Raw genomic sequence first — 22,900 nt, 5'->3', positions numbered from 1 at the left:
GGTCAGTCGTCGGTCTCGCGCGCGAGGCGCACGCCGCGCTCGTCGGCGATCACCGCGCCGCCGCCGAGCGGGACCTCGACCTGCTCGGCGCGCGCGGCCGCGCGGACCGGCGCCGCCGGGGGCTCGGCCGCGTCGGCCGCCGGCTCCTCGCCCTTGAAGTAGATGATCTGCTTCCACGACCGCGTGATGTTGTCGCCGAAGATGACCAGCAGGTCGCCGGGCTGGGCCAGCCGGAGCGCCGCGGCGATCGCCTGCTGCTCGTCGACGATCACCTGGGTCTGGGCCGCGGGGTAGCCGTCGGCCACGAGCGCCGCCTGCATCATCGTCGGCACCTCGTCGGGGCCGCGCCCGCGCCGATCCTCGTCGCGCCGGAAGATGATGTGGTCGAACGCCTGGCCGGCGATCCGCGCGATCGCCGTGAGATCGTCGTCGCGGCGATCGCCCGGCGCCGAGACCACGGCGATGCGGCGGCCGGCGACCTCGAGCCGGCCGACCAAGGCGGCCATCGCCTGGACCGCGGCCGGGTTGTGGCCGTAGTCGAGGATCACCTTGAACGGCAGCTTGTCGTAGACGTTGAGGCGGCCCGGCGCCTGGAAGAACGTGGTGTCGAAGGTGCGCAGGCCCTGGCGGATGTTCTCGACCTTCACGCCCATCGCGTACGCCATGACCGCGGCGACCATCGCGTTGTGGACGTTGTGCAGGGCCGCGCCCTCGAGCGTCGCCGGGATCAGGTGGGTCCAGACCAGCGGCAGGTGCGCGCCGTGATCGTAGAGCGTGATCATCTGGCCGCGGATCTGGTCCTCGAGCACGGCCGCGAGGCCGCCGGCGCTGATGTGCTGGCGCACCAGCTCGTGGCGCGGGTTCATCGTGACGTAGGCGATCCGCGCCGCCTGGGTGTGGTCGGCCATCTTCAGGCACCGCAGGTCGTCGGCGTTGAGCACCGCGGTGCCGCGCGCGACCTCGACGACGATGCGCTTGATCTCGGCCAGCTGCTCGAGCGTGTCGATGCCCTTGAGGCCGAGGTGATCGGCGGTGACGTTGAGCACCGCGCCGACGTCGCACGTGCGGTAGCCCATGCCGGCACGCACCAGGCCGCCGCGGGCGGTCTCGAGCACCGCCAGGTCGACCTCGGGATCGCGCAGGACCATCTGCGCGGCGCGCGGGCCGGTCATGTCGCCGACGACGGTCCGCTCGCCGTCGACGTAGACGCCGTCGGTGGTCGCGAGCCCGACCTTGCGGCCGTCCATCTTGTGGATGTGCGCGAGCATGCGCGCGGTCGTGGTCTTGCCGTTGGTGCCGGTGATCGCCGCGATCGGGATGCGGGCCGGCGTGCCCGGCGGGAACAGCATGTCCATGACCGGCCCGGCGACGTCGCGGGGCTTGCCCTCGGTCGGCGCCACGTGCATGCGGAAGCCGGGCGCGGCGTTGACCTCGCAGATGCCGCCGCCGACCTCGCGGTACGAGCGGCTGATGTCGCGCGTGATGAAGTCGATGCCGGCCACGTCGAGGCCGATCGCCTGCGACGCCCGCTCGGCCATCTCGCGGTTGTCGGGGTGGACCACGTCGGTGAGATCGACCGCGGTGCCGCCGGTCGAGAGGTTGCCGGTCGAGCGCAGGAAGAACACCTCGCCCGCGGGCAGGACGTGGTCGGCCGTGATCCCGTGCTGCTCCATCAGGCGCTCGGCCTGGTGATCGAACTCGAGGCGGGTCAAGACCTTCTCGTGGCCGAGGCCGCGGCGCGGGTCGGCGTTGACCAGGTCGACCAGCTCGGTGATCGTGTGGGCGCCGTCGCCGACGACGTGGCCGGGGACGCGCTTGGCGACGGCGACCAGCGCGCCGTTGACGACCAGCATCCGGTGGTCGAAGCCCTCGAGGAAGGTCTCGATCACGATCGTGCGCGCGTGCTCGCGGGCCTTGTCGAACGCGAGCCGGACCTCGTCCGAGGTCCGGAGGTTGATCGACACGCCGCGGCCGTGGTTGGCGTCGAGCGGCTTGACCACCACCGGGTAGCCGAGGCGCTCGGCCGCGCGCGCGGCCTCCTCGGCGGTCCGGGCCAGGCGCTGCTGCGGCACCGGCAGGCCGAGGTCGCCGAGGATGCGGTTGGTCTCCTCCTTGTCCGAGGCGATCGCGACCGCGATGTGGCGGGTCTCGCTGGTGACCGTGGCCTGGATCCGCTTCTGGTACTTGCCGTGGCCGAACTGCACCAGCGAGTAGTCGTTGAGGCGCAGCCACGGGATGTCGCGGGCCTCGGCCGCCCGCACCAGCGACCCGGTCGAGGGGCCGAGCTGGCGGCGCTGCGCCAGCGTGATCAGCGCGTCGAGCTCGTCCTTGAAGCTCCAGGCCGGCTCGCGGGGCGGCTGGGCCGGGCGCAGCTCGATCGGCAGGAGCTGCTGCAAGAGCGCGAGCGCGAGGTCGCCGGCGGCCTCGCCGACGCGCTCCTCCTCGTACTCGTAGACCACGTAGTACTGGCCCGGCGCGCCGGCCGAGCGGGTCTTCCCGAACGTCACCTTGGCGCCGGCGAGCTGCTGCAGCTCGATCGCGACGTGCTCGAGCACGTGGCCGAGCCAGGTGCCGGTGTCCTCGGTGAGGCGCCGGACGAAGCCGCCCGCCACGCCGAACGAGCAGGTGTGCTGATCGAGCCCGGGCAGCGCCGCGAGCAGGGCCGGGTTGAAGCCGGCGATCTTCGCGCTCGGCCACGCCTCGAGCTCGCCGAGGTCCATCGTGAGCCGCATGACCGGGAAGTGCGCGTACTGGCTGGGGCCGCGGTAGACGCGCCGCTCGAGGATCTTCATGGGTTGCTGGCTCCGGGCGAGGTGGTGAGACGGGACGTCAGAGCGTGGAACGGGGCCGGTCGAAGCGCAGGCCGCGCGACCGGCGGCGCGCGTCCTGGCGGGGCGTTGCGGGGCCGGTCGGGGCACGTCCCCGACCGGTCCGCCGCAGCTCATTCGCGGGGCGGCGCGGTCGCCGCGCGGGTGTGCAGGTCGAACGTCGCGGCGTTGGTCAGGATGTGGAGCCGCACGCCGGTCATGCAGATCGGCTCGCCCTGGCCGGCCGAGGCCATCGACGAGTGGGTCAGCGCCGAGACGTCGACGATCGTGATCGCGCCCGAGCCGACGACCTCGATGCGATCGTCGGGGTCGATGAACGCCGCGGTGTCCTCGTCGAGGCCGGTGCCGATCGCGAACGGGTTGTAGGCCAGGGCGCTGAGCAGGCGGCCGAGCCGATCGCGCTGCCGGAAGTGCTGGTCGATGATCACGCGGTTGGTCAGGCCGAACCCGGGCGCGAGCGCGGCGGCGCCGGCCAGCGGGGTCGCGCCCTCCTTGCCGAACGCGATCATGTGCTCCGACAGGATCGCCGCGCCGGCGCTGGTGCCGCCGATCGTGACGCCGGCGGCGTTGAGCCGGCGCAGGGCCTTGGCGACCGGCGTGCCGCCGAGGATCGTCGACAGCCGCAGCTGGTGGCCGCCGGTCAAGAACACGCCGGTCGCGTGCTCGAGCGTCGCCATCCAGTCGTCCCGGGTGGCGTCGGCGCGGGTCGCGTAGGGCAGGGCGGTCGCGTCGGCGACCCCGAGCTCGCGGAACACGCCCTCGTAGCGCGCGCCGGTGTCGGGCAGCATCGACGCCGTCGGGATCACGGCGATGCGCGCGTCGGCGCCGCCGGAGACCGCGACGAAGCGGCGCAAGATCCGGGCGTCGTGCGGGACCTTGTCCTCGGCGCCGCCGACCGGGACGATCCAGCCGCGGCGGGCGTCCCCCTCGATCCGGGCCGGGCTCATCGGCCCGCCTCCGCCGCGGCCGCCGGCCGGGGCGCGAACACGCCGGCCACCGTCGGCTGGCCGGCGCGCACCATCCAGCGGCCGCGCGCCATCACGTCGCGGGCGCGGCCGGCGTCGTCGAGCACCACCAGGTCGGCGTCGGCGCCGACCGTGAGCTGGCCCTTGCCGCCGAGGCGCAGCTGCCGCGCGACGTTGGCGGTGAACACCGGCAGGACCCGCTCGAGCGGGTGACCGTCGGCGACGAGCGTGGCCAGGGTCGCCAGCAGCGCCGCCGGGCGCCCGATGTCCATCGCGCGCAGCTGGCCGTCCGCGTCGAAGACCGGCAGGCAGCCGGCGCCGTCGGAGCTGCAGGTCAGGCGCTCGGCCGGGAAGGCCGACGACGCCAGGCAGCGCGCGATCGCGGTCGCGGCGTCGAGCCCGTCGTCGTCGGCCGGGAACGCGGTGACGTCGAGCGGCACGCCGTGCGCGGTCGCCAGCGCGAGCGCCTCGTCGAACAGCCGCCGGTTGCGGTTGACGTGGGTCGGCTGGAACACCCGCGCCGGCAGCTCGGTCTCGGTGACCGCGCGCCGCACCAGCGCCAGGCCGCGGGCGCCGTCGCCGAGGTGCAGGTGGACGTGGCCGGCCTTGCCCGAGGTCAGGCCGGCGACGTGGCAGTCGGCGGCGACCCGCACCAGCTCGTCGAAGGTCGGCTGCGATGACCGGTGGTCGCTCAGCGCCAGCTCGCCGACCCCGACGATCGGATCGACGAAGACGATGTCGCCGCGGACCGAGCCGGTCAGCGTGTGCGGCGGGCACTGGTAGCTGCCGGTGTAGCACCACGCCGACAGCCCCTCCTCGCGCAGCCCGAGCGTGCGCGCGACCAGGTCCGCGACCGTGCGGGTCGTGCCGTCGGTGCCGAGCAGGCCGACGACGGTCGTGATGCCGGCGCCGGTGAGATCGCCGAGGCTGACCGGGGGCACGCGCGACGCGCAGCCGGCCTCGCCGCCGCCGCCGGTCACGTGGACGTGGCCGTCGATCAGGCCGGGGATGACCCGGGCGCCGGCGAGGTCGTGCTCGTCGGCGAGCGCCGGCGGCAGCGGCGGCAGCGGCGCGGCCGGTCCGCCGATCGCGAGGAGCTGTCCGCCGCCGACCAGGAGATCACACCGTCCGAGCGGCGCCGGGGCGTAGACCAGCGCGTTGCGCAGCATCGTCAGCATCGTCCGCAAGCCCCGTTGATACCGCAAACCGCCCGGGCCCGTCCGATGCCCGCGCCGCGGACGCGCGCCGGCGCGGTCGAAAGATGTGCGCGCGACCCGCGTTCACGCGCCGCGCGCGAACGGCGCGATCGCGGCGGCGATCGCGGCGGCGTGGGCGGCGCCGGCCGGCGGGTTGTACCAGGCGAACGGGCGGGTCCAGGTCGACGGCGCGCGCAGCCGGCCGCCGCCGCCCGAGCACTCGACCAGCACGGTCAGCGCGCCGCGCGCGGTCAGCCAGTCGAGCTCGAGGCCGCCGAGGCGGAACGGCGGCCAGCGCCCGGCCTGGAACACGCGGTAGCGCTCGGGCATGCGCGCCGCGATCGCCTCGGCGTGGGCCGCGAGCTCGCGGTAGCGCGGCGGGCGCTCGCCGCGGTGCGCCCACGGCAGCAGGATCATCCGGCCGAAGCTGTGCAGCGACACCGCGCGATCGATCGGCGGCGCGGCGGGGCCCTCGACCAGCGCGCGCACCGCCGCGGCCTCGGGCTCGCTCCACGGCGCCGGGCCGCCGTGGGGCAGGCCGCGCCACCACCGCGGCGGCGGTCGGTGGGCCACGCCGAAGTTGCGGTTGAGATCGACGCCGAGGCTGGCGCGGTCGCGGCCCGAGGTCCGGCGCCAGCGCCGACGCCCGGCCCGCAGATCGGCCTCGACCGCGGCGTAGCCGTCGGGGTTGGCGACCGGCACCACCAGCGCGCGGCGGCCGGGCGGCAGGGCCGCGGCCAGCCCCGCGGCCAGCGCCAGCGCCACCTCGACGCCGATCCACTCGAGCGGGTGCAGCCCGGCCAGGATCAGCGTGGCCGGGCCGTCGGCGCCGAGCGCGATCGCCTCGATCGCCCGGCCGCCGCGGCTGACGCCGATCGGGCGCGCGCCCAGCGCGGCGGTGGCCGCGCCGACCTCGGCGAGCCCGCGGTAGCCGGGCGCGATCACCGGGCGCCGTAGGTGGCCGCGCTGCGCTCCTCGGTGCGGTCGGTGGCCGGTGGCGGCTCGGGCGTCAGCGCCGCGATCCGGGCCCGCAGCTCGGGCGTCATCGCGATCGCGTCGGCGGCGAGCAGCTCGTCGAGCTGCGCCACGGTGCGGGCGCCCAGCAGCACCGAGGTCACGGCCGGGTGGCCCGCGGTCCACGCCACCGCCAGCGCCGCCGGCGTCACGCCGAGCTCGGCCGCGATCGCGCCGAGCCCGTCGGCCGCGGCCAGGTAGGCGGGGTCGGCGTAGCGGGTCTGGTACATCGCGTTGGTCGTCATCCGTCCGGAATCCGGACGCTTGCCGACGCCCCACTTGCCGGTCAGGAGCCCGCCCGCGGTCGGGCTGTAGGGCACGACCGCGACGTCGAGCGCCGCCGCCATCGGCAGGAGCTCGACCTCGGCCTGGCGCTTGAGCAGGTTGTACATCGGCTGCACCGCCACCAGCGGCCGCAGCCGGGCCAGCGCGGCGGCGCCGAGCGCCCGCGCCACCTGCCACGCCGCGAAGTTCGAGCAGGCGGGGTAGAGCACCTTGCCCGCCGTCACCAGATCGTCGAGGGCGCGCAGCGTCTCGTCGAGGTCGGTGCGATCGTCGTAGCGGTGCAGGTAGAACAGGTCGACGTGATCGCGGCCGAGCCGGCGCAGGCTGGCCTCGCACGCGCGCACCAGGTGGTAGCGCGAGGTGCCCCGGGCGTTGCCGCCGGCGCCGGTCGGGAAGTAGGCCTTGGTCGCGACGACGATCTCGTCGCCGTGCCCGGCCGAGAGCTGCCCGAGCAGCTCCTCGGACCGGCCGTGGTTGTAGACGTCGGCGGTGTCGAACAGGGTCACGCCGGCGTCGCGCGCGCGCGCGTACAGCGCGGCGCTGGTGGCCGCGTCGGCGTCACCGCCGAACGACATGCACCCGAGCGCCAGGCTCGACACCCGCACGCCCGTGCGACCCAGCCACCGGGTCGCGATCGTCACGCGCCGAACGCCGCCTCGATCCGGGCCAGCGCCTTCTGCTCGCTGCCGGACACCTTGCCGACGCCGAGGAAGCCGCCGGCCGAGCCCGCGACCAGGCTGGCGAAGTTGACGACCTGCTTCTTGAGCAGGCGGGTCTGCTCGTCGTTGAGCTGCGCGGTCAGGCTCTTGATGTAGCCCTGCCAGGCCTCGAACAGCGAGTCGTCGGGCTTGCTGGCCAGCCAGGTGGTCAGGAGCGCGTGGCCGGCGGTGCCGTCCTCCATGCCCTTGCCCGCGGCGCCGTGCAGGATCGCGTCGCGCTCGTTGTCCTGGATCGAACCGTCGGCCCAGGCCACCGTGATGAGCGGCACCAGCGACAGCGCGGCCACGGTCTTGCCGGTCAGGCCTAGCGCGACCAGCTTGTCGAGCACCGCGTCGTCGGTCATGCCCGACACCTTGCGCAGCTCCTCCTTGGTGGCCTGCGCGTCGAGCTTGTCCTTCATGGCGGCCAGCTTCTGCTGGTCCTGCTTGTGGAAGAACTCATCCTCGAGCGCGCTGCGGCGCTCGTCCATCGAATCACGGGTCACGGGAAGCTCCTTGGAAGAACGTGCGCCTGTATACCATCACCGCCACCGAACCGGCGTCGGCGGCGTCGTCACCGGAACGCCCCCGAATTGCGGTTGCCAGCGGCGGGCGCCCCTGGTACTCGCGATCCATGCGCACTCGCCTGTCCGTCGTGGTGCTGGCCGCCTGTGCCTCGGGCTCGACCGAGCAGCCGGTCGACGCGGCCCGGGTCGACGCCGTGGTCCACGACGGGGCCGAGCCCGACGGCGCCGAGGCCGACGCCGCCGGCCCGGACGCGGCCCCGCCCGACGCCGCCACGGCCGACGCCGCGGTGGTCGACGCGCGCCTGGTCGACGCGCCCGCGATCGACGCGATCCCCCTCGACGCGCCCGTCGACGGTCCGCCGCCGGTGGTCACGTCGCTGCTCCTGGCCGAGGTCGTGCTGGCGCCGACCGGGGGCGAGTTCGTCGAGATCGTCAACCCGACGACGGCCGCGGTCGACCTGAGCAACTACCACCTGTCTGACGCGCCCCAGTACTTCCGGCTCCCGGCGGGCGTGGCCGCGGTCGCGGCCGACACGACCGACTTTGTGGCCCGGTTCCCCGCCGGCGCCTCGATCCCGGCCGGGGGCGTGATCACCGTCGCGCTCGACACCGCCGCCAACTTCACGATCGCCTACCCGACGATCGCGCCGACCTACTCGCTGGCCAGCGGCACGATGACCGTGCTGACCGCCGGCGCTGGCGCGACCTTGACCAACGCCGGCGAGCCGATCGTGCTGTTCTTCTGGGACGGCGCCTCCGACAAGGTCACGGACGTCGACATCATGGTCGCGGGGACGCCGACGGCCACGAACGCCCTGGCCAACAAGAGCGGCGTCGCGATCGACGGCCCCGACGCCGACGCCCTGACCGGCACCTACGCCGCCGACGCCAACACGATCCCGTCCCAGACCGCGCCGGCCTCGGGCCGCTCGACCAAGCGGCTCGCGCTCGAGTCGGCCGCGGTCGAGACCCAGACCGGCGGCAACGGCGTGGCCGGGCACGACGAGACCAGCGAGCAGACCAACACGACCTGGGACACGACGGCCTACTCGGTGCCCACGCCCGGCGCGGTGCCCGCCGCGCTCTTGCCGTGACCCCGCGATGGTCGTAACACTGGCGGCCCCATGAGTCGTCGTCTGTGGCTGTGGCCGGTGGTCCTGCTGGCCGCGGTGTCGCTGACCCTGTTCGCCGGGTTCTACCTGGCCGACGCCGGCACCGGCGGCGGCGGCGGCTACTTCGGGTTCGAGGCCGACAAGATCACGGACGCGCTGCCGTCGCTCGCCGCCATGATCGCGGCGGTGCTCGGCATCGTGATCACGGTGGTCTCGATCATCGTGCAGCTCTCGAGCGAGCGCTACACCGGCGTCGCGCAGATGTTCTTGCGGGACCGGATCAACGTCGCGGTCATGACCTACTTCGTCGTCGCGTGCGTCTGCGGCGTGTGGCTGTCGATGGCGGTCAAGTCGGACTTCGTCCCGCGGGTCGCGATCGTGGCGATGCTGATCTTCACGACGCTCGGCCTGGTGGTGATGCTGCCGTACTTCGCGTACGTGTTCCGGTTCCTCGAGCCGTCGAGCATCGTCGCCCGGATCCGGGCCCAGGCGGTCGACACGGTCCGGACGGCGGTGACCACCCACGACGCCGCGGCCGCGGTCGCCAGCCAGGGCGAGGTGCTCGCCGCGATGGAGGAGCTGACCGACATCACCTCGAACTCGATCTCGGGCAAGGACAAGATCATCGCCAGCCGCGCGGTCGACGCGCTCAAGGACTTCGTCGTCGGCTACCTCGGCCACAAGGGCTCGGCGCCGATCGGGTGGTTCGCGATCGGTCCGACGATCCGCGACAACCCCGACTTCGTCGCGATGGACCCCGAGTCGCTGCGCGATCTCGAGACCCGGCGCACCTGGGTCGAGTGGAAGGCGCTGCGCCAGTACCTCGGCATCTACAACGAGGCCCAGGGGTCGATGCCCGACATCAACTACCTGGTCGCGATCGACACCCGCTACGTCGGCGAGGCCGCCGCGGCCAAGGGCGATCGCGAGGTCGTCCGGCTGACGTTCCGGTTCATGAACTCGTACCTGCGCGCGACGATCAACGCCAAGGCCGTGCGCACCGCCTACAACGTGCTCAACCAGTACCGGAAGCTGGTCGAGGCGATGATCAAGCGCGGCGAGCACGAGATCGCGGCCGAGGCCGTCGGCCACATGATCTATTACGGCCGCACCTGCTACGACCTGCAGCTCGGGTTCATCACCGAGACCGTCGCCTACGACGTCGGCGCGCTGTGCGAGCTGGCCCACGGCCACGGCCTCGGCGAGGAGCTGCTCGGGCAGTTCCTCGAGCTCGACCAGCCGCTGCGGGCGAAGCGCCAGGAGGGTGGGCTGATCGGCATCCGCAAGGCCCAGGTCAAGCTGGCGTGCTTCTACCTGGCCAGCGGCGTCGACGCGCTGGCCCGGCGCATCGCCGACGACATGAGCGGCGAGCCGCCCGAGCGCCTGGCCGCGATCCGCGATCAGCTCGAGCGGGTCGAGTCCAAGGACTTCTGGGAGATCATCGATCGCGGGCGCAACTTCGAGTTCATGCCCGAGCCCCAGAAGCGGCAGATGACGACCTTCTTTGGCTGGTTTCCGCATGTTGCGGCGTAACCTGGCAGGGCCAGCCGAGATCCGCGCGCTTGGACCGGGTTCAGAACCCGGGTAGACTTGACGGATGCGGACCCGGGTGATCGACCTTGCCGACGGGCAAGACCGGGGCGGGGGCCGGGCGTGTCGGTGGTCGCCGTCGACACCGGCCGCGATCGCGTCGCCGGCGCGATGTGGATCGCGGCCAAGCCCGGCGCGATCAACTGCGGCGTCATCGGCCGCCACGGCCAGTGCGATCTGTTCCTCGACGGCGACGCCGCGCTGTCGCTGCGCCACCTCGTGGTCATCGTCGAGCCGGCCCGCGACTGGGGCGGCCCCGGCGGCGCCGACGTCCGCTACCGGCTGATCGATCTGCGCACCGGCACCGCGTTCGTCGACGAGGCCGGCCGCCAGCTCGAGGCCGCGACCGCGCTGGGCCCGGCGTTCGTGGCGGTCGGGCGCTACCTGCTCTTGTGCTTCCCGACCGGCGGCGACGAGTGGCCGGTCGAGGTGACCGCGGCGATCGCGGCGATCCCCGAGCGGGTCTACATCGACGATCGCGACGCCGAGCCCGATCGCTGGCGCCGGCGCCGGCTCGGGGCGGACGACGCGTCGTTCGCCGAGGGCACCGGCGTGGTCGAGCCGCCGCGCGGCGCCCACGCGTCGGTGATCACCGCGGTCCGCGGCCCCGCGCGGGCGCGGATCGACGCCCGCGACCACGACGAGCCGCGGCTGGGCACGCTCGAGCTGACCTCGCGGCTGGGCCACGACATGATCGACGTGGGCGCCGACGCGGTCCGGCGCGGCCTCTTGCTCGGCCGCTACAGCCGGTGCGACTCGGCCGGCGCGCAGTCGCTGGCGCTCGAGCGGATCTCGCGCGTGCACGTGCTGATGATCGAGATCGAGGGCCGGCTGTGGATGATCGACGCCGCCTCGACCAACGGCATCTCGTTCGACGGCCGCTCGATCCGCGCCCACGCGATCGATTGCGGCGCCGCGATCGAGCTGGGCGGCGTGGGGACCGCGCGGTGGCGCTGCGCGTCCGACGACCCGCGGCCGTGATCGCGACCGCCTGACCGACCGCTGGGCGCGGACGGGGCACCTGGCGCGCCTCGTCGTCGACGCGGCGTGGCGGCGCGTCGCAGGTCGGCGGCACTTTTTTTAGTGCCGTCACACTATTCCAGCCCGTTGCCGGTTTTCGAATCGTCTCGTTGAGAAGTCCTCCGACCCGTGATGAAACGAGATCGGCGGTCCTTGGGGCCGTGAGGACGACCTGGAGGAGTAACGATGGCGAACGGAACAGTGAAGTGGTTCAACGACGCCAAGGGCTACGGGTTCATCTCGCGATCGGAGGATGGGCGAGACGTGTTCGTGCACTACTCGGCGATCTCGGGCGACGGCTTCCGGACCCTGATCCAGGGCCAGCCGGTCCAGTACACCGAGAACCAGGGCCCCAAGGGCCTGTTCGCGTCGAGCGTGGAGCAGGAGCAGCAGCAGCAGCTCCAGCAGGAACAACTGCAGCAGCACCAGGGCGAGCGCGACGCGGTCTGACGCGTCCTGGTGCGCGACGTGTGTGATGGCGCGCTCGAGGGGGGCGCGCCACCAGGCGAGGGGACGGAGCGCTGCGGAGCCGGGGGGATCCGCAGCGCTCCTGACGGTCGGCGTCGAGGTCGTGTCTAGAACACCGACCGAAGCGCGATGCGGCGGCGGCGGGGTACCTCTGCACGGACGGTCGGCGTCGAGGTCGTGTCTAGAACACCGACCGAAGCGCGATGCGGCGGCGGCGGGGTACCTCTGCACGGACGGTCGGCGTCGAGGTCGTGTCTAGAACACCGACCGCTTTGAAGTGCCTGCTGCGACGCGACCTTGCGGGCACCTCCGGGCGTACGTCCGATGCTCGCTCGTCACGTAGGTCCCGACGCTCCTCGCTGCGCTTCGGGCGTGCGCCCGGATCTGCCTCGCACGTCCGCGTCTCGCGACGGCATTCAAACCGGTCGGTGTTCTGGTGAGGCCGCTGGCGGTGAGGTCGCGCGCGGGGTGGTCGCCCGCGGCGTCGCCGGTGACGCGCGTCAGGGACAGGTGAGGTCGGTCGGGACCGCGCGCTCGCCGAGCCAGCTCGCGGCGCAGGCGGTGGCGTCGTAGCCGCCGATCTCGCGGATCGTGGTGACCAGATCGGTCACGCCCGCGGCGCCGCCGCCGTGGCGGTCGTAGAACTCGCGCATGACCAGATCGAAGGTCACGCGCGAGATCTTGCGCTCGACCGCGCGCAGGAACAGCGCGCCCTTCACGTACGGCACGCGCGAGAAGATCGTCAGCACGTCGACCATCCCGCAGCTGGCCGGCCACGCGACGCCGCCGCCGCCGGCCGCGCGCATGTTGACCAGCTCCTGATCGAGCGTGGCCCAGGCCGCGGCGCCGGCGCCTGGCTCGCCGACCTCCTCGACGACGCGCGCCTCGTAGTAGGTGGCGGCGCCCTCGGACAGGACGAAGTCCTCCCAGCACGCCAGGCGGATGCCGTCGCCGAACCAGCCGTGGGCGGCCTCGTGGACGTGGACGCTCTCGTCGCCGAGCGCGTCGGACGCGACGTGCCACAGCGGGTGGTGCTCCATGCCGCCGTAGGCGCCGCCGCCCCAGTGGGCCGAGACCGAGCCGACCACCGAGCCGAACCGGTACGGGCCGAGGTGCTGCTCCATCCAGTCGAACGCCGCCCGCAGGTGCTTGGTCCCGGCGGCGGCCGCCGCGGCCTCGCCGGCGTGGTGCCAGACCACGACCTCGGTGCCGGCGCTGGTCATGCCCAGCGACGTGCGCTGGTACGGGCCCACCACCCAGGCCAGCTGGTACGCGGCGGTGTCGGCGGTGATCTCGGCCGGGTAGACCGCGGTCGCGCCGGCCGGCACGCCGGTCAGCGCCAGCTCGAAGCGCGTGCCGTCGCGGGGCTCCGACCGGCACGGGAACACGTTGCCGCAGTAGTACGGCCAGGTCAGCGTGAAGCCGCTCTGGTCGACCCCGTCGGCGTTGTTGTGGTAGCGCCAGCCGTACTCGATCGTGACCGCGACCGGGTCGGCGCCGACGCCGAGGTCGAGCTGGGCGTCGGCGATCGCGAACTCGATCGGGGTGTCGCCGATCCGGACCGCGCGGACGTCGAGATCGCCGACCTCGAGGCTGGCGCCGGGGCCGGCGCCGGCGGCGAGCTCGATCGTCGCCGTGCCGGTCAGCTCGGTCAGATCGATCGCCAGCCGCGTCGCGACGACGTCGCGGCTGGGATCGGCCATCGGCGGCAGCGATCCGGCGTCCGGGCTGGCGGCGTCGTCTCCACCGCAGGCGGTGGCACAGCAGGCGAGGGCGAAGGCGAGGCGGCGCATCGGGGGGACGCTATGCCAAGCCGCCCGCGGCGTCACGCGCGATCGGCGGGCGGTGTAGGGTCGGGCGTGCGCTCGCCCGCGGCCCTGCTCTCGCTCTCCTGCGCCGCGCTGGCGTGCACGCCGGCGTCGACGCCGGTGTCGACGCCGGTGTCGACGACCTCGCCGCCGGCCCCCGCCGGCCCGGCGACCGCGCCGCGGCTGGTGGTGCTGGTGGTGATCGATCAGCTGCCGGCGTGGGGGCTCGCGGCCCGGCGCGGCGCGTACACCCGCGGGCTGGCGCGGCTCCTGGCCGACGGCGTCCACTTCGCGCGGGCCGAGTACCCGTACGCGATCACGTTCACGGCGCCCGGCCACGCGGCGATCGGCACCGGCGCGTCGCCGGCGGTGACCGGCGTCGTCGCCAACGCCTGGTACCGGCGCGGCGCCGGGGTCGAGCGCGCCGCCGAGGACGACCCCGCCAGCCCGGTGCTCGGGCTCGACGGCGCACGCCTCGCCAAGGTCGCCGGCGCGTCGTCGGCGGCGCTGCGGGTCGACGGCCTGGCCGAGGCGCTGCGGACCGCCACCGGCGGGCGCGGGCGCTCGGTCGCGATCGGCGGCAAGGCCCGGGCCGCGTGCTTCGTCGCCGGGCGCCGCCCCGACGTGGTGCTGTGGTACGAGCCGGCCGCGGTCGCGATGACCACCAGCGTGGCCTACGGCGAGGTCCCGGCGTGGGCGGTCGCGCTCGGCGCGGCCCACCCGATCGCGCCGGTGCTCGACGACGTCTGGGCGCTCGACGACCCCGCCGCGGTCGCGGCCGCCACCGGCGTCGAGGACGACGGCCCCGGCGAGACCGACGCGCGGTTCCCGCACCGGCTCGCGGCGATGGGCGATCCGGCCAAGGCCCTGCGCCTGACGCCGTTCCTCGACACGATCGAGGTCGACGCGGCGATCGCGGCGCTCGCCGGCGAGCAGCTCGGCGCCGACGACGTGCCCGATCTGCTGGCGCTGTCGCTGTCGGCCCACGACTACGTCGGCCACCAGTGGGGCCAGGAGTCGTGGGAGATGTTCGATCTCGAGCGGCGGCTCGATCGCGAGCTCGGCCGGCTGCTCGACGTGCTCGACGTGCGGGTCGGGCGCGGCCGCTACGCGGTGGTGCTGACCAGCGATCACGGCGCGACCCGGATGCCCGACCGCACCGGCGGACCGCGGATCCCGCCGGCGACGATCGAGGCCGCGGCCGAGGCCGCCGCGACCGCGCTGCTCGGCGACGGCGACTGGGTGGCGGCGGTGTCGTCGGCGATGATCTACGTCCGCCCGGCGCTGGCGGCGTCGCCGCGGCGGGCCGAGGTGCTGGCGGCGATGGCGGCCGCGGTCGCGGCGGTGCCGGGCGTCCTCGCGGTCGTGCCGATGGTGCCGGGCGCGTGCGCCGATCAGCCGGAGCGGGCGCGGCGCGCGTGCCTGTCGACCGTGCCCGACGAGTCGGGCGAGCTGCTGGTGTGGCCCGAGGACGGCGGCCTGGTCACCAGCTTCCCGGCCGGCACGTCGCACGACGCGCCGTCCGACGACGATCGGACCGTGCCGGTGATCGTCTACGCGCCCGGGGCCCGCGCGCGCACCGAGCCCGCGCCGGTGTCGGCGCTGGCGGTCACCGCGACCGTGGCGGCGCTGCTGGGGATCCCGGCGCCGGCGTCGGCGACCGAGCCGGCGCTGCCGTGGTGATCGCGACGTCGTCCTGGTACGCGACGTAGGGGCTGGCCTCGGCCCGGGCCAGCGCCGCCTCGAACATGGCCCGGACGTCGGGCGCGAGCCGGCCGCGCAGCCGCTGCCGGTACAGGCCCTCGTAGTAGTCGTCGGGCCGGACCCGGACCCGGACCCGGGCCGCGACCGCGCGCGCGACCGCGCCGCCGCGCCAGGCGCCGGCCAGCTCGAGGCTGGCGCCGGGCGCGATGCGGGTGTCCTCGTCCTCGACGAACGCGCCGCCGGCGAAGCGGATCGCCCGGCCGATCCGGCGCTCGGCGATCGCGCCCGGGACCAGGGCGCCGGTGGCGTCGACGAGCTCGACCGACAGCCACGCCGCCGGCGTCGGGGTGGTCGGGAGGTAGTGGCCGGCGCCGACGTTGGTGATCCGCGCGCGCACGGTCACGGCGCCGTCGCGGCCGCGCGCCGCGACCGCGACCACCGCGATGCCCTGCCGGAACGTCTCGGGGTCGTGGACGCCCTTCCACGTGTGCTCGCGGTTGGGCATGTGGCAGTGCTGGCACTGGACGCCGCGCGCCATGTACGGGCCCAGCAGCCACTCGCGGTAGGTGTCGAGCAGCGGTCGACCGGCGACCGCGAGCCGGGCCGGGAGCTGGTGGCAGCCGATGCAGAAGTCGGCGCGCTCGTAGACCGGCAGCGCGCGCACCGGGTAGCCCGGCAGCGGCAGCAGCGACGGCGCGCGCCCGCTCGGGCCGAGGCGCTCCCACGCGCGCACGTGGCACGCCGCGCAGGTCAGGCCCTCTTGCTGCAGCGCCGGAGCGAACGCGGCGCTCGCGGTGTAGTCGTCCCCGGCGGCGCCGGCGACGCGCTGGCCTGGGCGCAGGCGCGGCTGCTGCTCGGCCAGCGGCGCGTGGCAGCGCAGGCACGACTCGACCGCGGCGCCGTCGGTCATGCGCGTGGTCTGGGCCAGCAGGCCCGGCGACGCCGCCGCGCCGTGGATCGTGCCGGTCCACTCGCGCACCTGCTTGGCGTGGCAGCGCGCGCACTGCCGCGACGACAGCGACGCCTGGGCCGGCGCCAGCGCGGCCGGCGCCGGGCCCTGCAGCGGCAGCGCGTGGCCGAACGGCGCGCCGTCGGGATCGTCGTCGGCCCCGGGCCGATAGCCACCGGCGGTGGCGCGGGCGGCGCGGTCGCGCGCGATCGTCGCGGCGGTGAGCGGCGGCAGGCCGGGGCGCGGCGCCGCCAGGCCGACGACGAACGCGGCCAGGTCGGCGGCGTCGCGATCGGTCAGCGGGAACGACGGCATCGCCGTGCCGCCGACGCCGTGGCGCAGGGTCGCGATCACCGCGGCGGCTCGATCGGGCGCCGGGCGCCGGACCCCGACCGCGACCAGGTCGCGCGCGGGCGCCGGCTCGCCGAACCGGTTGGGCAGGGCCCGACCGTCGCCGCGGCCGTCGGCGCCGTGGCAGGCCGGGCAGCCGAGCTCGACGAAGCGCCGCCCGCCAGCGGCCGCGTCGCCCGGTCCGAGGACCGCGGCGCGCTCGTCGTCGCTGGCGTCCGCGTCCGCGGTCGGATCCGGCGGGAGGCCCGCCAGCGCCAGCACCACGTCGACCACCGCGTCGAGCTCCGCCGGCGCCAGGGTCGCGCCGAAGCCGGGCATGGCGCCGGGCGCGCCCCAGCGGATGGTCGCGCGCAGATCCGCGCGCGCCGGCAGGCTGGCGTCGCCGGTGGTGGTCCACTTCCAGGCGCCGGCGGTGAAGTCGCGCGGCGCCGGGTCGAGCCAGGGCGCCGCCGGCCCGCGGCCGTCGCCGCGCGCGCCGTGGCACGGCAGGCACAGCCGGTCGTACAGGGCCGGGCCGTCGGGGGGCGCCGCCGCCGCGGGCGCGAGCCCGAGGACGACGACCGCGGTGAGACACGTCACCCAGGGGCGCACCCTCGGAAGCTGCCTGATCCCGACGCGGTGCGCCAGCGCGCCGTGACCAACTCGTGACGACGCCTGGTTGGCGGTCGCGCGGGCCGCGCGGTACCACGGCCAAATGATCCGTACCGCCATCCTCGGGCTTGGTTCGTTCGTGCCCGAACGCGTCGTCACCAACGACGAGCTCCGGTTCCTCGACGGGAGCCACACGCGCCAGGCCGAGCAGACCATGACCACCGACGACGCGTGGATCCAGAAGCGGACCGGCATCCGCGAGCGCCGCTACGTCGCGCCCGGCGTCGCCACCAGCGATCTGGCCGCCGAGGCCGCCAAGCGCGCGCTCGACGACGCCGGCGTGGCCGCGGCCGAGATCGACTGCATCATCGTCGGCACGCTCTCGCCCGACATCTTCTTCCCCGGCGTCGGCGTGTTCCTGCAGCGCAAGCTGGGGATCTCCGAGAAGACCTCGTGCCCCTGCTACGACATCCGCCAGCAGTGCTCGGCGTTCCTGTACGGCATGCAGATGGCCGACGCCTTCATCAAGACCGGCCTGTACAAGCGCGTGCTCCTGGTCGGCGCCGAGATCCACAGCCACTCGATCGACTTCTCGGACCGCGGCCGCGACGTGACCGTGCTGTTCGGCGACGGCGCCGGCGCGGTCGTCCTGGGGCCGGCCCCGACCGACGACCCGCGCAGCGGCGTCATCTACACCAAGGTCCACGCCGACGGCACCGGCGCCGAGAACCTGTACATCAAGATCTTCGACATCACCAAGGCGCCGTACATCGCGTACGACACCCGCGATCTCGAGGTGAACAAGGACATCTACCCGCAGATGGACGGCAAGCGCGTCTACGTGCGCGCGGTCCGCGAGATGAACCTCGCGACCCAGCGGGCGCTGGCCGACACCGGCCTCACCTGGGATGACATCGACTGGTTCGTCCCGCACCAGGCCAACCTGCGCATCAACGAGCAGGTCGCGCAGCTGGCGCAGGTGCCGGCCGAGAAGTGCCTCAACTCGATCCAGTTCTACGGCAACACCACGGCCGCGACCGTGCCGCTGACGATCGACCACTGGCGCAAGGCCGGCAAGGTCAAGAAGGGCGACCGGGTGCTGTCGACGGTGTTCGGCTCGGGCTTCACCTGGGGCTCGGCCATCTTCACGGTGTGACGCGCGCGGGGCCGCGCGCCCGCGTCACGTGCGCGGCAGCGTCAGCGTGAAGGTCGTGCCGCGGCCGACGACGCTGCCGACCTCGATCGCGGCGTCGGCCTCGTCGACGATGGCCTTGACCGTGGCCAGGCCCAGGCCGGTGCCGCTGGCCTTGGTCGTGAAGTACGGCTCGAAGATCCGCTCGAGCAGCTCGGGCGGGATCCCGGCGCCGTCGTCGCTGACCTCGAGCACGACCGCCGTGTCGTCGGCGCGGGCGCGGAGCCGGATCGTGCCGGGCGCGGTGATCGCGTCGCGCGCGTTCAGGCACAGGTTCAAGATGATCTGCTCGAGGTGGGTCGGCGCCAGGGCGGCCTCGGCGTCGGGCGGCAGGCCCTCGACCTCGACCTCGACCGCGGCGGTGTCGCGCACCAGCGTGACCACGATCGGCACCATCCGTTCGAGCACGGCGCGCACCGCCAGCCGCGGCGGCGCGTCCTCGCCGCGGGCCGCGAACCGGCGCAGCTGCCCGACCAGGTTGCCGCCGACCTGGGCGCACCCCCGCAGGCTCTCGGCCAGCTCGGCGTCGCCGCGCTGGGCCAGGCGGCCGCCGACCAGCTCGACCGCGAGCAGGACGTTGGCGAAGTCGTGGGCCAGCCCGCGGCACAGCCGCTCGATCACGTCGAGCTTCTCGGCCGCGGCCAGGCGGCCGGTCTGGACCCGCAGCGCCGCCTCGGCCAGCAGCCGGTCGGCCTGCTCGAGCGCCATCGCGACGACGTCGGCGGTCGTGGTCGCGAACGCCAGCTCGTCGGCGGTCCAGGTCCGGGCCGGGCCGACGTGCTCGAAGCACACCACGCCCACCAGCTCCCCGGCGCGGAACACCGGCGCGTCGAGGAGCGACGTGATGCCCAGCGGGATCAGGTAGCGGGCGGCCAGCTCGGCGGTCGCGGGGTCGTGCTGGGCGTCGTGCGCGGCGATGAGCCGGCGCTCGTTGATCGCGGCCCAGTAGGTCGGGTGGCGCGAGCCGAGCAGCACCTCGCCCGAGCTGCGATCGCTCGACGACCGGGCGTAGCCGAGGGCGAGCTCGAGCACGGTCCGATCGTGCGCGAAGCGCCAGAACCCGACCCGCTCGACCTTGACCGTGTGCGCGCACAGCTGCAGCGCGCCCAGGAGCGCGACCTCGTGGTCGGCGGCGTCGGCGCCGATCCGCAGCCGCGCGAGCGCCAGCCGTGCGGTCTCGAACGCGACCCGGTTGCGATCGGTGCCCCCCATGGCCGGACGGTAGCACCGCGGCCGGCGCCCGGGTGTCAGCGCGCGCGCCGGCGCAGCCGATCGATCAGCGGGCGGACCTCGGCGATGCCGAGCCACGCAGCGAGGAGCGCGTAGACCGCCGCGCCCACGACCACCGGCGCCAGCGCGTCGAGCGCGCGCGCGCCGAGCCCGTGGTGACCGATCGCGCGATCGAGCCCGCGCTCGGTGACCCACGCGCACGCGCCCATGCCGAGCGCGGCGGCGCTGACCCGGGCCAGGTGCGCGGCCAGCTCGCGGCCGGGCAGGCGCACGATCGCGCGGTGGATGCCGGCGTAGAGGATGCCGGCGTTGACGATCGCCGCGATCGCGGTGCCCAGCGCGAGCGCGCGGTAGCCGTAGCGCAGGTGCAGCGTGGCGTTGGCGATCAGGTTGCCGGCCACCGCCACGACCGACGCGATCACCGCCAGGCGGGTGCGGTCGACCGCGTAGCAGACCGGCGCCATGACCTTGACCGCGGCGTCGGCCGGCAGGCCCAGCACGTACAGATCCAGCGCGATCGAGGTCGCGGCGGTGTCGCGCGGCGCGAACCGACCGTGCTGGTAGATCAGCCGGATCACCGCCTCGGCGTCGACGATCAGGCCGACCATCGCCGGCACGCACAGGAACGCCACCAGCCGCAGGCCGTCGGTGACGTGGCGGGCCAGCGCGGCGTCGTCGCGCCGCGCGGCGGCGTCGACGTAGCGGGTGGTCGACACCGTCGCGATCGCCACCCCGAACACGCCGATCGGCAGCTGCAGGAACCGGAACGCGTAGGCCAGCCACGACACCGCGCCGGGATCCTCCGACGCGTAGATCGTGTTGATGAAGACGTTGAGCTGGACCGCGGCCGCCGCCAGGATCGCCGGCGCCAGCACCCGGACCACGCGCCGCACCGCCGGATCGCGCAGGCGCAGATCGAGGCCGAGCCGCGGCCGCCAGCCCAGCCGCCACAGGCCGGGGAGCTGCACCGCGAGCTGCGCGACGCCGGCCACGACCGTGCCGAGCGCCCAGCCGATCACGACGCCGCGGCCGGGCAGGCCGGACGCGTGCAGGCCGACGCCGACGGTGATCGCCACCAGGTTGAACGTCGCCGGCGACAGCGCCGGCGCCGCGTAGCGCTCCTGCGCCTGCTGCATGCCCATCGCGATCGCGGTCAGGCTGGCGAGCAGGAGGAACGGCAGCATCACGCGCGTGAGCGTGACGGTCAGGTCGACCTTGCCGGGCACGGTGTCGAAGTCGCCGACCATGCTGGCGACCAGCCCGGGCGCGAACACCATCGCCAGCCCGACCAGCCCGCCGACCACGACGATCACGTTGCCGGCGACGCGCGCGGCCAGCCGGTACGCGGCGGCGGGATCGCGCTGGGTCAGCTCGGCCCGGAACGACGGGATGAACGCCTGGGACAGCGCGCCCTCGGCCAGCAGATCCCGCAGGAGGTTGGGCAGGCGGAACGCCGCGATGTACGCGTCGGCCAGGTTCGAGGCGCCGAGCATGGCCGCGAACACCTGCTCGCGCACCAGCCCGAGCACCCGCGACAGCAAGGTCGCGAGCGACACCAGGCCGGCGACGCGCCCGAGCCGGCGCTCGCTCATGGGCGCGGCCGTCGCGCCAGCGCCGCCAGCGGCGCCCGCAGCGCGCGCGGCGCCCGCTGCCGCAGGGTCGCCAGCGCCCGGGCCGAGGCGGGATCGTCGTCGGCCGCCAGGCATCGGGCAAGGTCGAGCAACGCGCCCGGGCGATCGAGCGGCCCGGCGACCGCGGCCACCATGGCGGCCCGGCCGGCCGGGCCCATCGCGGCGATCGCCGCCTCGGCGTCGACGGCGCACAGCACCTGCGCCGCGACCAGGCGCACCGCGGCCACGGGGTCACCGGTCAGCCGCGCGATCGTCGGCGCCACCAGCGGGGCCGGCACCGGCGCCGGCGTGCTCTCGAGCGCGGCCAGGCGCACCTCGGGGTCGGCGTCGACGTAGCGCGGCGCCAGCAGCGCCGGCAGGTCGGGTGCGGTCGCCGCGGTCGCGGCCCGGGCCTGGGTCAGCGCCACCGCGATCCCCAGCGCGCCGGCGCGCACGTCGGACCATCGATCGGCGCGATCGGCCACCGCGAGCCACGCAGCTGCGGCCTCGGCCAGGAGATCGTCGTCGAGGTCGTCGCGGATCGCCCGGGCGTCGTCGAGGGTCGCCACGATCCGCCGCGCGGTCGTGGTCGCCGGCGCCGCCCGCGCCCGATCCCAGCCGCCCGCGATCTGCGCCAGCGCGGTCAACGCCAGCGGCGCGTCGTCGTGGCCGACCACCGCCGCCATCGCCGCGTACGCGGTCGCGCGATCGGTCGCGGCGAGGTCGTCGCGGACCCCGGCGATCGGCGCGGCCTCACCGCGGCGGCGCAGCTCCGCCAGGTCGCCGGCGAGGTACAGCTCGCGCAGGCGCGGCGTCGCCGCGTGCGCCAGCCCGAGCGCGCACGCGCACAGCGCCAGGGCGACGACGACGCGCATCGACCACCAATACCGTCGCGGCGGGGCCCGTGTCACGGGGCGCCCCGGCCCACGAATATCTGCTCGCAAATTTGACAGGTGATAGGGCGTTCAGTACCGTCCTTGTGTTCAGGTACGAGAAGGGGAGATGACCGATGGCCGACATTCTGACCGACCGCCAGCAGCAGATTCTTGATTTCATTTCACAATCCATCAACGGACGGGGGTTCCCGCCGACGCTCCGCGAGATCGGCGAGCACTTCGGCATCAAGTCGACCAACGGCGTCAACGACCACCTGAAGGCCCTCGAGAAGAAGGGCCACCTGCGCCGCGAGGACCTGAAGTCCCGGGCCATGCGCCCGGTGGCGATGGCCAACGTGGTGTCCCTGGCCGAGCGGCGGCGCACGGTCGGCAACGTCGACCTCATCAGCGACGACGACGATCTCGCCGAGGTGCCGATCCTCGGCAAGGTCGCCGCGGGCCAGCCGATCCTCGCGGTCGAGCAGGCCACCGACTCGGTCCGGGTCGATCGCGTGCTGCTCGGCGGGCACCGCGAGGTGTTCGGCCTGCGGATCGTCGGCGAGTCGATGATCGACGACGGCATCTTCGACGGCGACTACGTCTTCGTGAAGAAGACCGCGGCCGCGCGCACCGGCGACATCGTCGTGGCGATGATCGAGGGCGAGGCCACGGTCAAGCGCTACTACCCCGAGGGCGATCGCATCCGGTTCCAGCCGGCGAACACGAACATGCTGCCGATCATCGTGCGCAAGTCCGAGTTCAAGTCGGTCGACATCATCGGCATCGTCGTCGGCGTCTACCGCAAGCTGTAGCCGCGGCGCCCGCCGGCGCGGCGTCGGCCCGGACCGATCCGCGCCCGGTCTCGTCAGGGAAAGAACTGGAGGCTG

At 74.5% G+C, this 22,900-nt stretch carries 18 protein-coding genes; 7 read left to right on the top strand and 11 right to left on the bottom strand.

Features of this window, described 5'->3' with window-relative positions; all coding sequences use genetic code 11:
* Positions 1 to 2: 2 nt before the first annotated feature.
* The 6 genes from cphA to IPL61_02295 form a co-directional block, all read right to left on the bottom strand.
* Positions 3 to 2,792: a cyanophycin synthetase gene (gene cphA, locus IPL61_02320; protein MBK9030169.1), complete on the bottom strand. Its 2,790-nt coding sequence runs from the start codon at positions 2,790 to 2,792 to the stop codon at positions 3 to 5.
* A gap of 149 nt (positions 2,793 to 2,941) precedes the next feature.
* Positions 2,942 to 3,775: a cyanophycinase gene (locus tag IPL61_02315; protein ID MBK9030168.1), complete on the bottom strand. Its 834-nt coding sequence runs from the start codon at positions 3,773 to 3,775 to the stop codon at positions 2,942 to 2,944.
* Positions 3,772 to 4,971 carry a beta-aspartyl-peptidase gene (locus tag IPL61_02310; protein MBK9030167.1) on the bottom strand — a complete coding sequence of 400 codons (1,200 nt, stop codon included), beginning with the start codon at positions 4,969 to 4,971 and terminating at the stop codon, positions 3,772 to 3,774. Before IPL61_02310 ends, IPL61_02315 begins: the two co-directional genes overlap by 4 nt.
* A gap of 102 nt (positions 4,972 to 5,073) precedes the next feature.
* Entirely contained in the window at positions 5,074 to 5,934 is an 861-nt protein-coding gene (locus IPL61_02305; GenBank protein ID MBK9030166.1) for a hypothetical protein, read from the bottom strand.
* Entirely contained in the window at positions 5,931 to 6,923 is a 993-nt protein-coding gene (locus IPL61_02300) for an aldo/keto reductase (GenBank protein MBK9030165.1), read from the bottom strand. The genes IPL61_02305 and IPL61_02300 overlap by 4 nt, the downstream gene beginning before the upstream one ends.
* A 2-nt stretch (positions 6,924 to 6,925) precedes the next feature.
* Positions 6,926 to 7,492, bottom strand: a complete 567-nt coding sequence (locus IPL61_02295; protein ID MBK9030164.1) for a hypothetical protein — start codon at positions 7,490 to 7,492, stop codon at positions 6,926 to 6,928.
* A 128-nt stretch (positions 7,493 to 7,620) separates the two neighbouring features.
* Between IPL61_02295 and IPL61_02290 the strand changes: the two genes are divergently transcribed.
* From IPL61_02290 to IPL61_02275, 4 genes are all read left to right on the top strand, one after another.
* Positions 7,621 to 8,607, top strand: coding sequence for a lamin tail domain-containing protein (locus tag IPL61_02290; protein ID MBK9030163.1), 987 nt, complete (start codon positions 7,621 to 7,623; stop codon positions 8,605 to 8,607).
* A gap of 30 nt (positions 8,608 to 8,637) precedes the next feature.
* Positions 8,638 to 10,158, top strand: a complete 1,521-nt coding sequence (locus IPL61_02285; protein MBK9030162.1) for a DUF2254 domain-containing protein — start codon at positions 8,638 to 8,640, stop codon at positions 10,156 to 10,158.
* A gap of 120 nt (positions 10,159 to 10,278) precedes the next feature.
* Entirely contained in the window at positions 10,279 to 11,196 is a 918-nt protein-coding gene (locus tag IPL61_02280; protein MBK9030161.1) for a hypothetical protein, read from the top strand.
* Positions 11,197 to 11,421: 225 nt separating this feature from the next.
* Complete coding sequence (locus IPL61_02275; protein ID MBK9030160.1) at positions 11,422 to 11,685, top strand: cold-shock protein; 264 nt, start codon at positions 11,422 to 11,424, stop codon at positions 11,683 to 11,685.
* A 518-nt stretch (positions 11,686 to 12,203) separates the two neighbouring features.
* Here IPL61_02275 and IPL61_02270 read toward each other — a convergent pair.
* The gene (locus IPL61_02270) at positions 12,204 to 13,496 is read right to left on the bottom strand and encodes a peptidase M1 (GenBank protein MBK9030159.1); all 1,293 of its coding nucleotides are present in this window, start codon (positions 13,494 to 13,496) and stop codon (positions 12,204 to 12,206) included.
* A 66-nt stretch (positions 13,497 to 13,562) separates the two neighbouring features.
* Here IPL61_02270 and IPL61_02265 point away from each other — a divergent pair, with 66 nt between their 5' ends.
* Positions 13,563 to 15,194 (top strand): alkaline phosphatase family protein, encoded by a 1,632-nt coding sequence (locus IPL61_02265; protein MBK9030158.1) that lies wholly within the window; start codon positions 13,563 to 13,565, stop codon positions 15,192 to 15,194.
* Here IPL61_02265 and IPL61_02260 read toward each other — a convergent pair.
* Positions 15,121 to 17,094, bottom strand: a complete 1,974-nt coding sequence (locus IPL61_02260; protein MBK9030157.1) for a c-type cytochrome — start codon at positions 17,092 to 17,094, stop codon at positions 15,121 to 15,123. The genes IPL61_02265 and IPL61_02260 overlap by 74 nt on opposite strands.
* 115 nt (positions 17,095 to 17,209) lie before the next feature.
* Here IPL61_02260 and IPL61_02255 point away from each other — a divergent pair, with 115 nt between their 5' ends.
* The gene (locus IPL61_02255) at positions 17,210 to 18,262 is read left to right on the top strand and encodes a ketoacyl-ACP synthase III (GenBank protein MBK9030156.1); all 1,053 of its coding nucleotides are present in this window, start codon (positions 17,210 to 17,212) and stop codon (positions 18,260 to 18,262) included.
* A 24-nt stretch (positions 18,263 to 18,286) separates the two neighbouring features.
* Here the strand turns inward: IPL61_02255 and IPL61_02250 are convergent, their stop codons facing one another.
* Genes IPL61_02250 through IPL61_02240 form a run of 3 tightly spaced genes read right to left on the bottom strand, consistent with a single transcriptional unit; the run spans position 18,287 to position 22,013 of the window.
* Positions 18,287 to 19,510, bottom strand: a complete 1,224-nt coding sequence (locus IPL61_02250; GenBank protein ID MBK9030155.1) for a GAF domain-containing protein — start codon at positions 19,508 to 19,510, stop codon at positions 18,287 to 18,289.
* A 35-nt stretch (positions 19,511 to 19,545) separates the two neighbouring features.
* Positions 19,546 to 21,120, bottom strand: coding sequence for a murein biosynthesis integral membrane protein MurJ (gene murJ / locus IPL61_02245; protein MBK9030154.1), 1,575 nt, complete (start codon positions 21,118 to 21,120; stop codon positions 19,546 to 19,548).
* The gene (locus tag IPL61_02240) at positions 21,117 to 22,013 is read right to left on the bottom strand and encodes a hypothetical protein (protein ID MBK9030153.1); all 897 of its coding nucleotides are present in this window, start codon (positions 22,011 to 22,013) and stop codon (positions 21,117 to 21,119) included. Before IPL61_02240 ends, murJ begins: the two co-directional genes overlap by 4 nt.
* Before the next feature lie 134 nt (positions 22,014 to 22,147).
* On the opposite strand from IPL61_02240, the gene lexA reads away from it, so the two are divergent.
* On the top strand, positions 22,148 to 22,825 hold the full coding sequence (gene lexA, locus IPL61_02235; protein MBK9030152.1) for a transcriptional repressor LexA: 678 nt from the start codon (positions 22,148 to 22,150) through the stop codon (positions 22,823 to 22,825).
* Positions 22,826 to 22,900 lie beyond the last annotated feature (75 nt).

This window comes from Myxococcales bacterium (genome assembly GCA_016717005.1).
In the GTDB taxonomy this organism is placed as follows: domain Bacteria; phylum Myxococcota_A; class Polyangia; order Haliangiales; family Haliangiaceae; genus UBA2376.
This window is presented reverse-complemented; position numbering and strand designations above follow the sequence as displayed.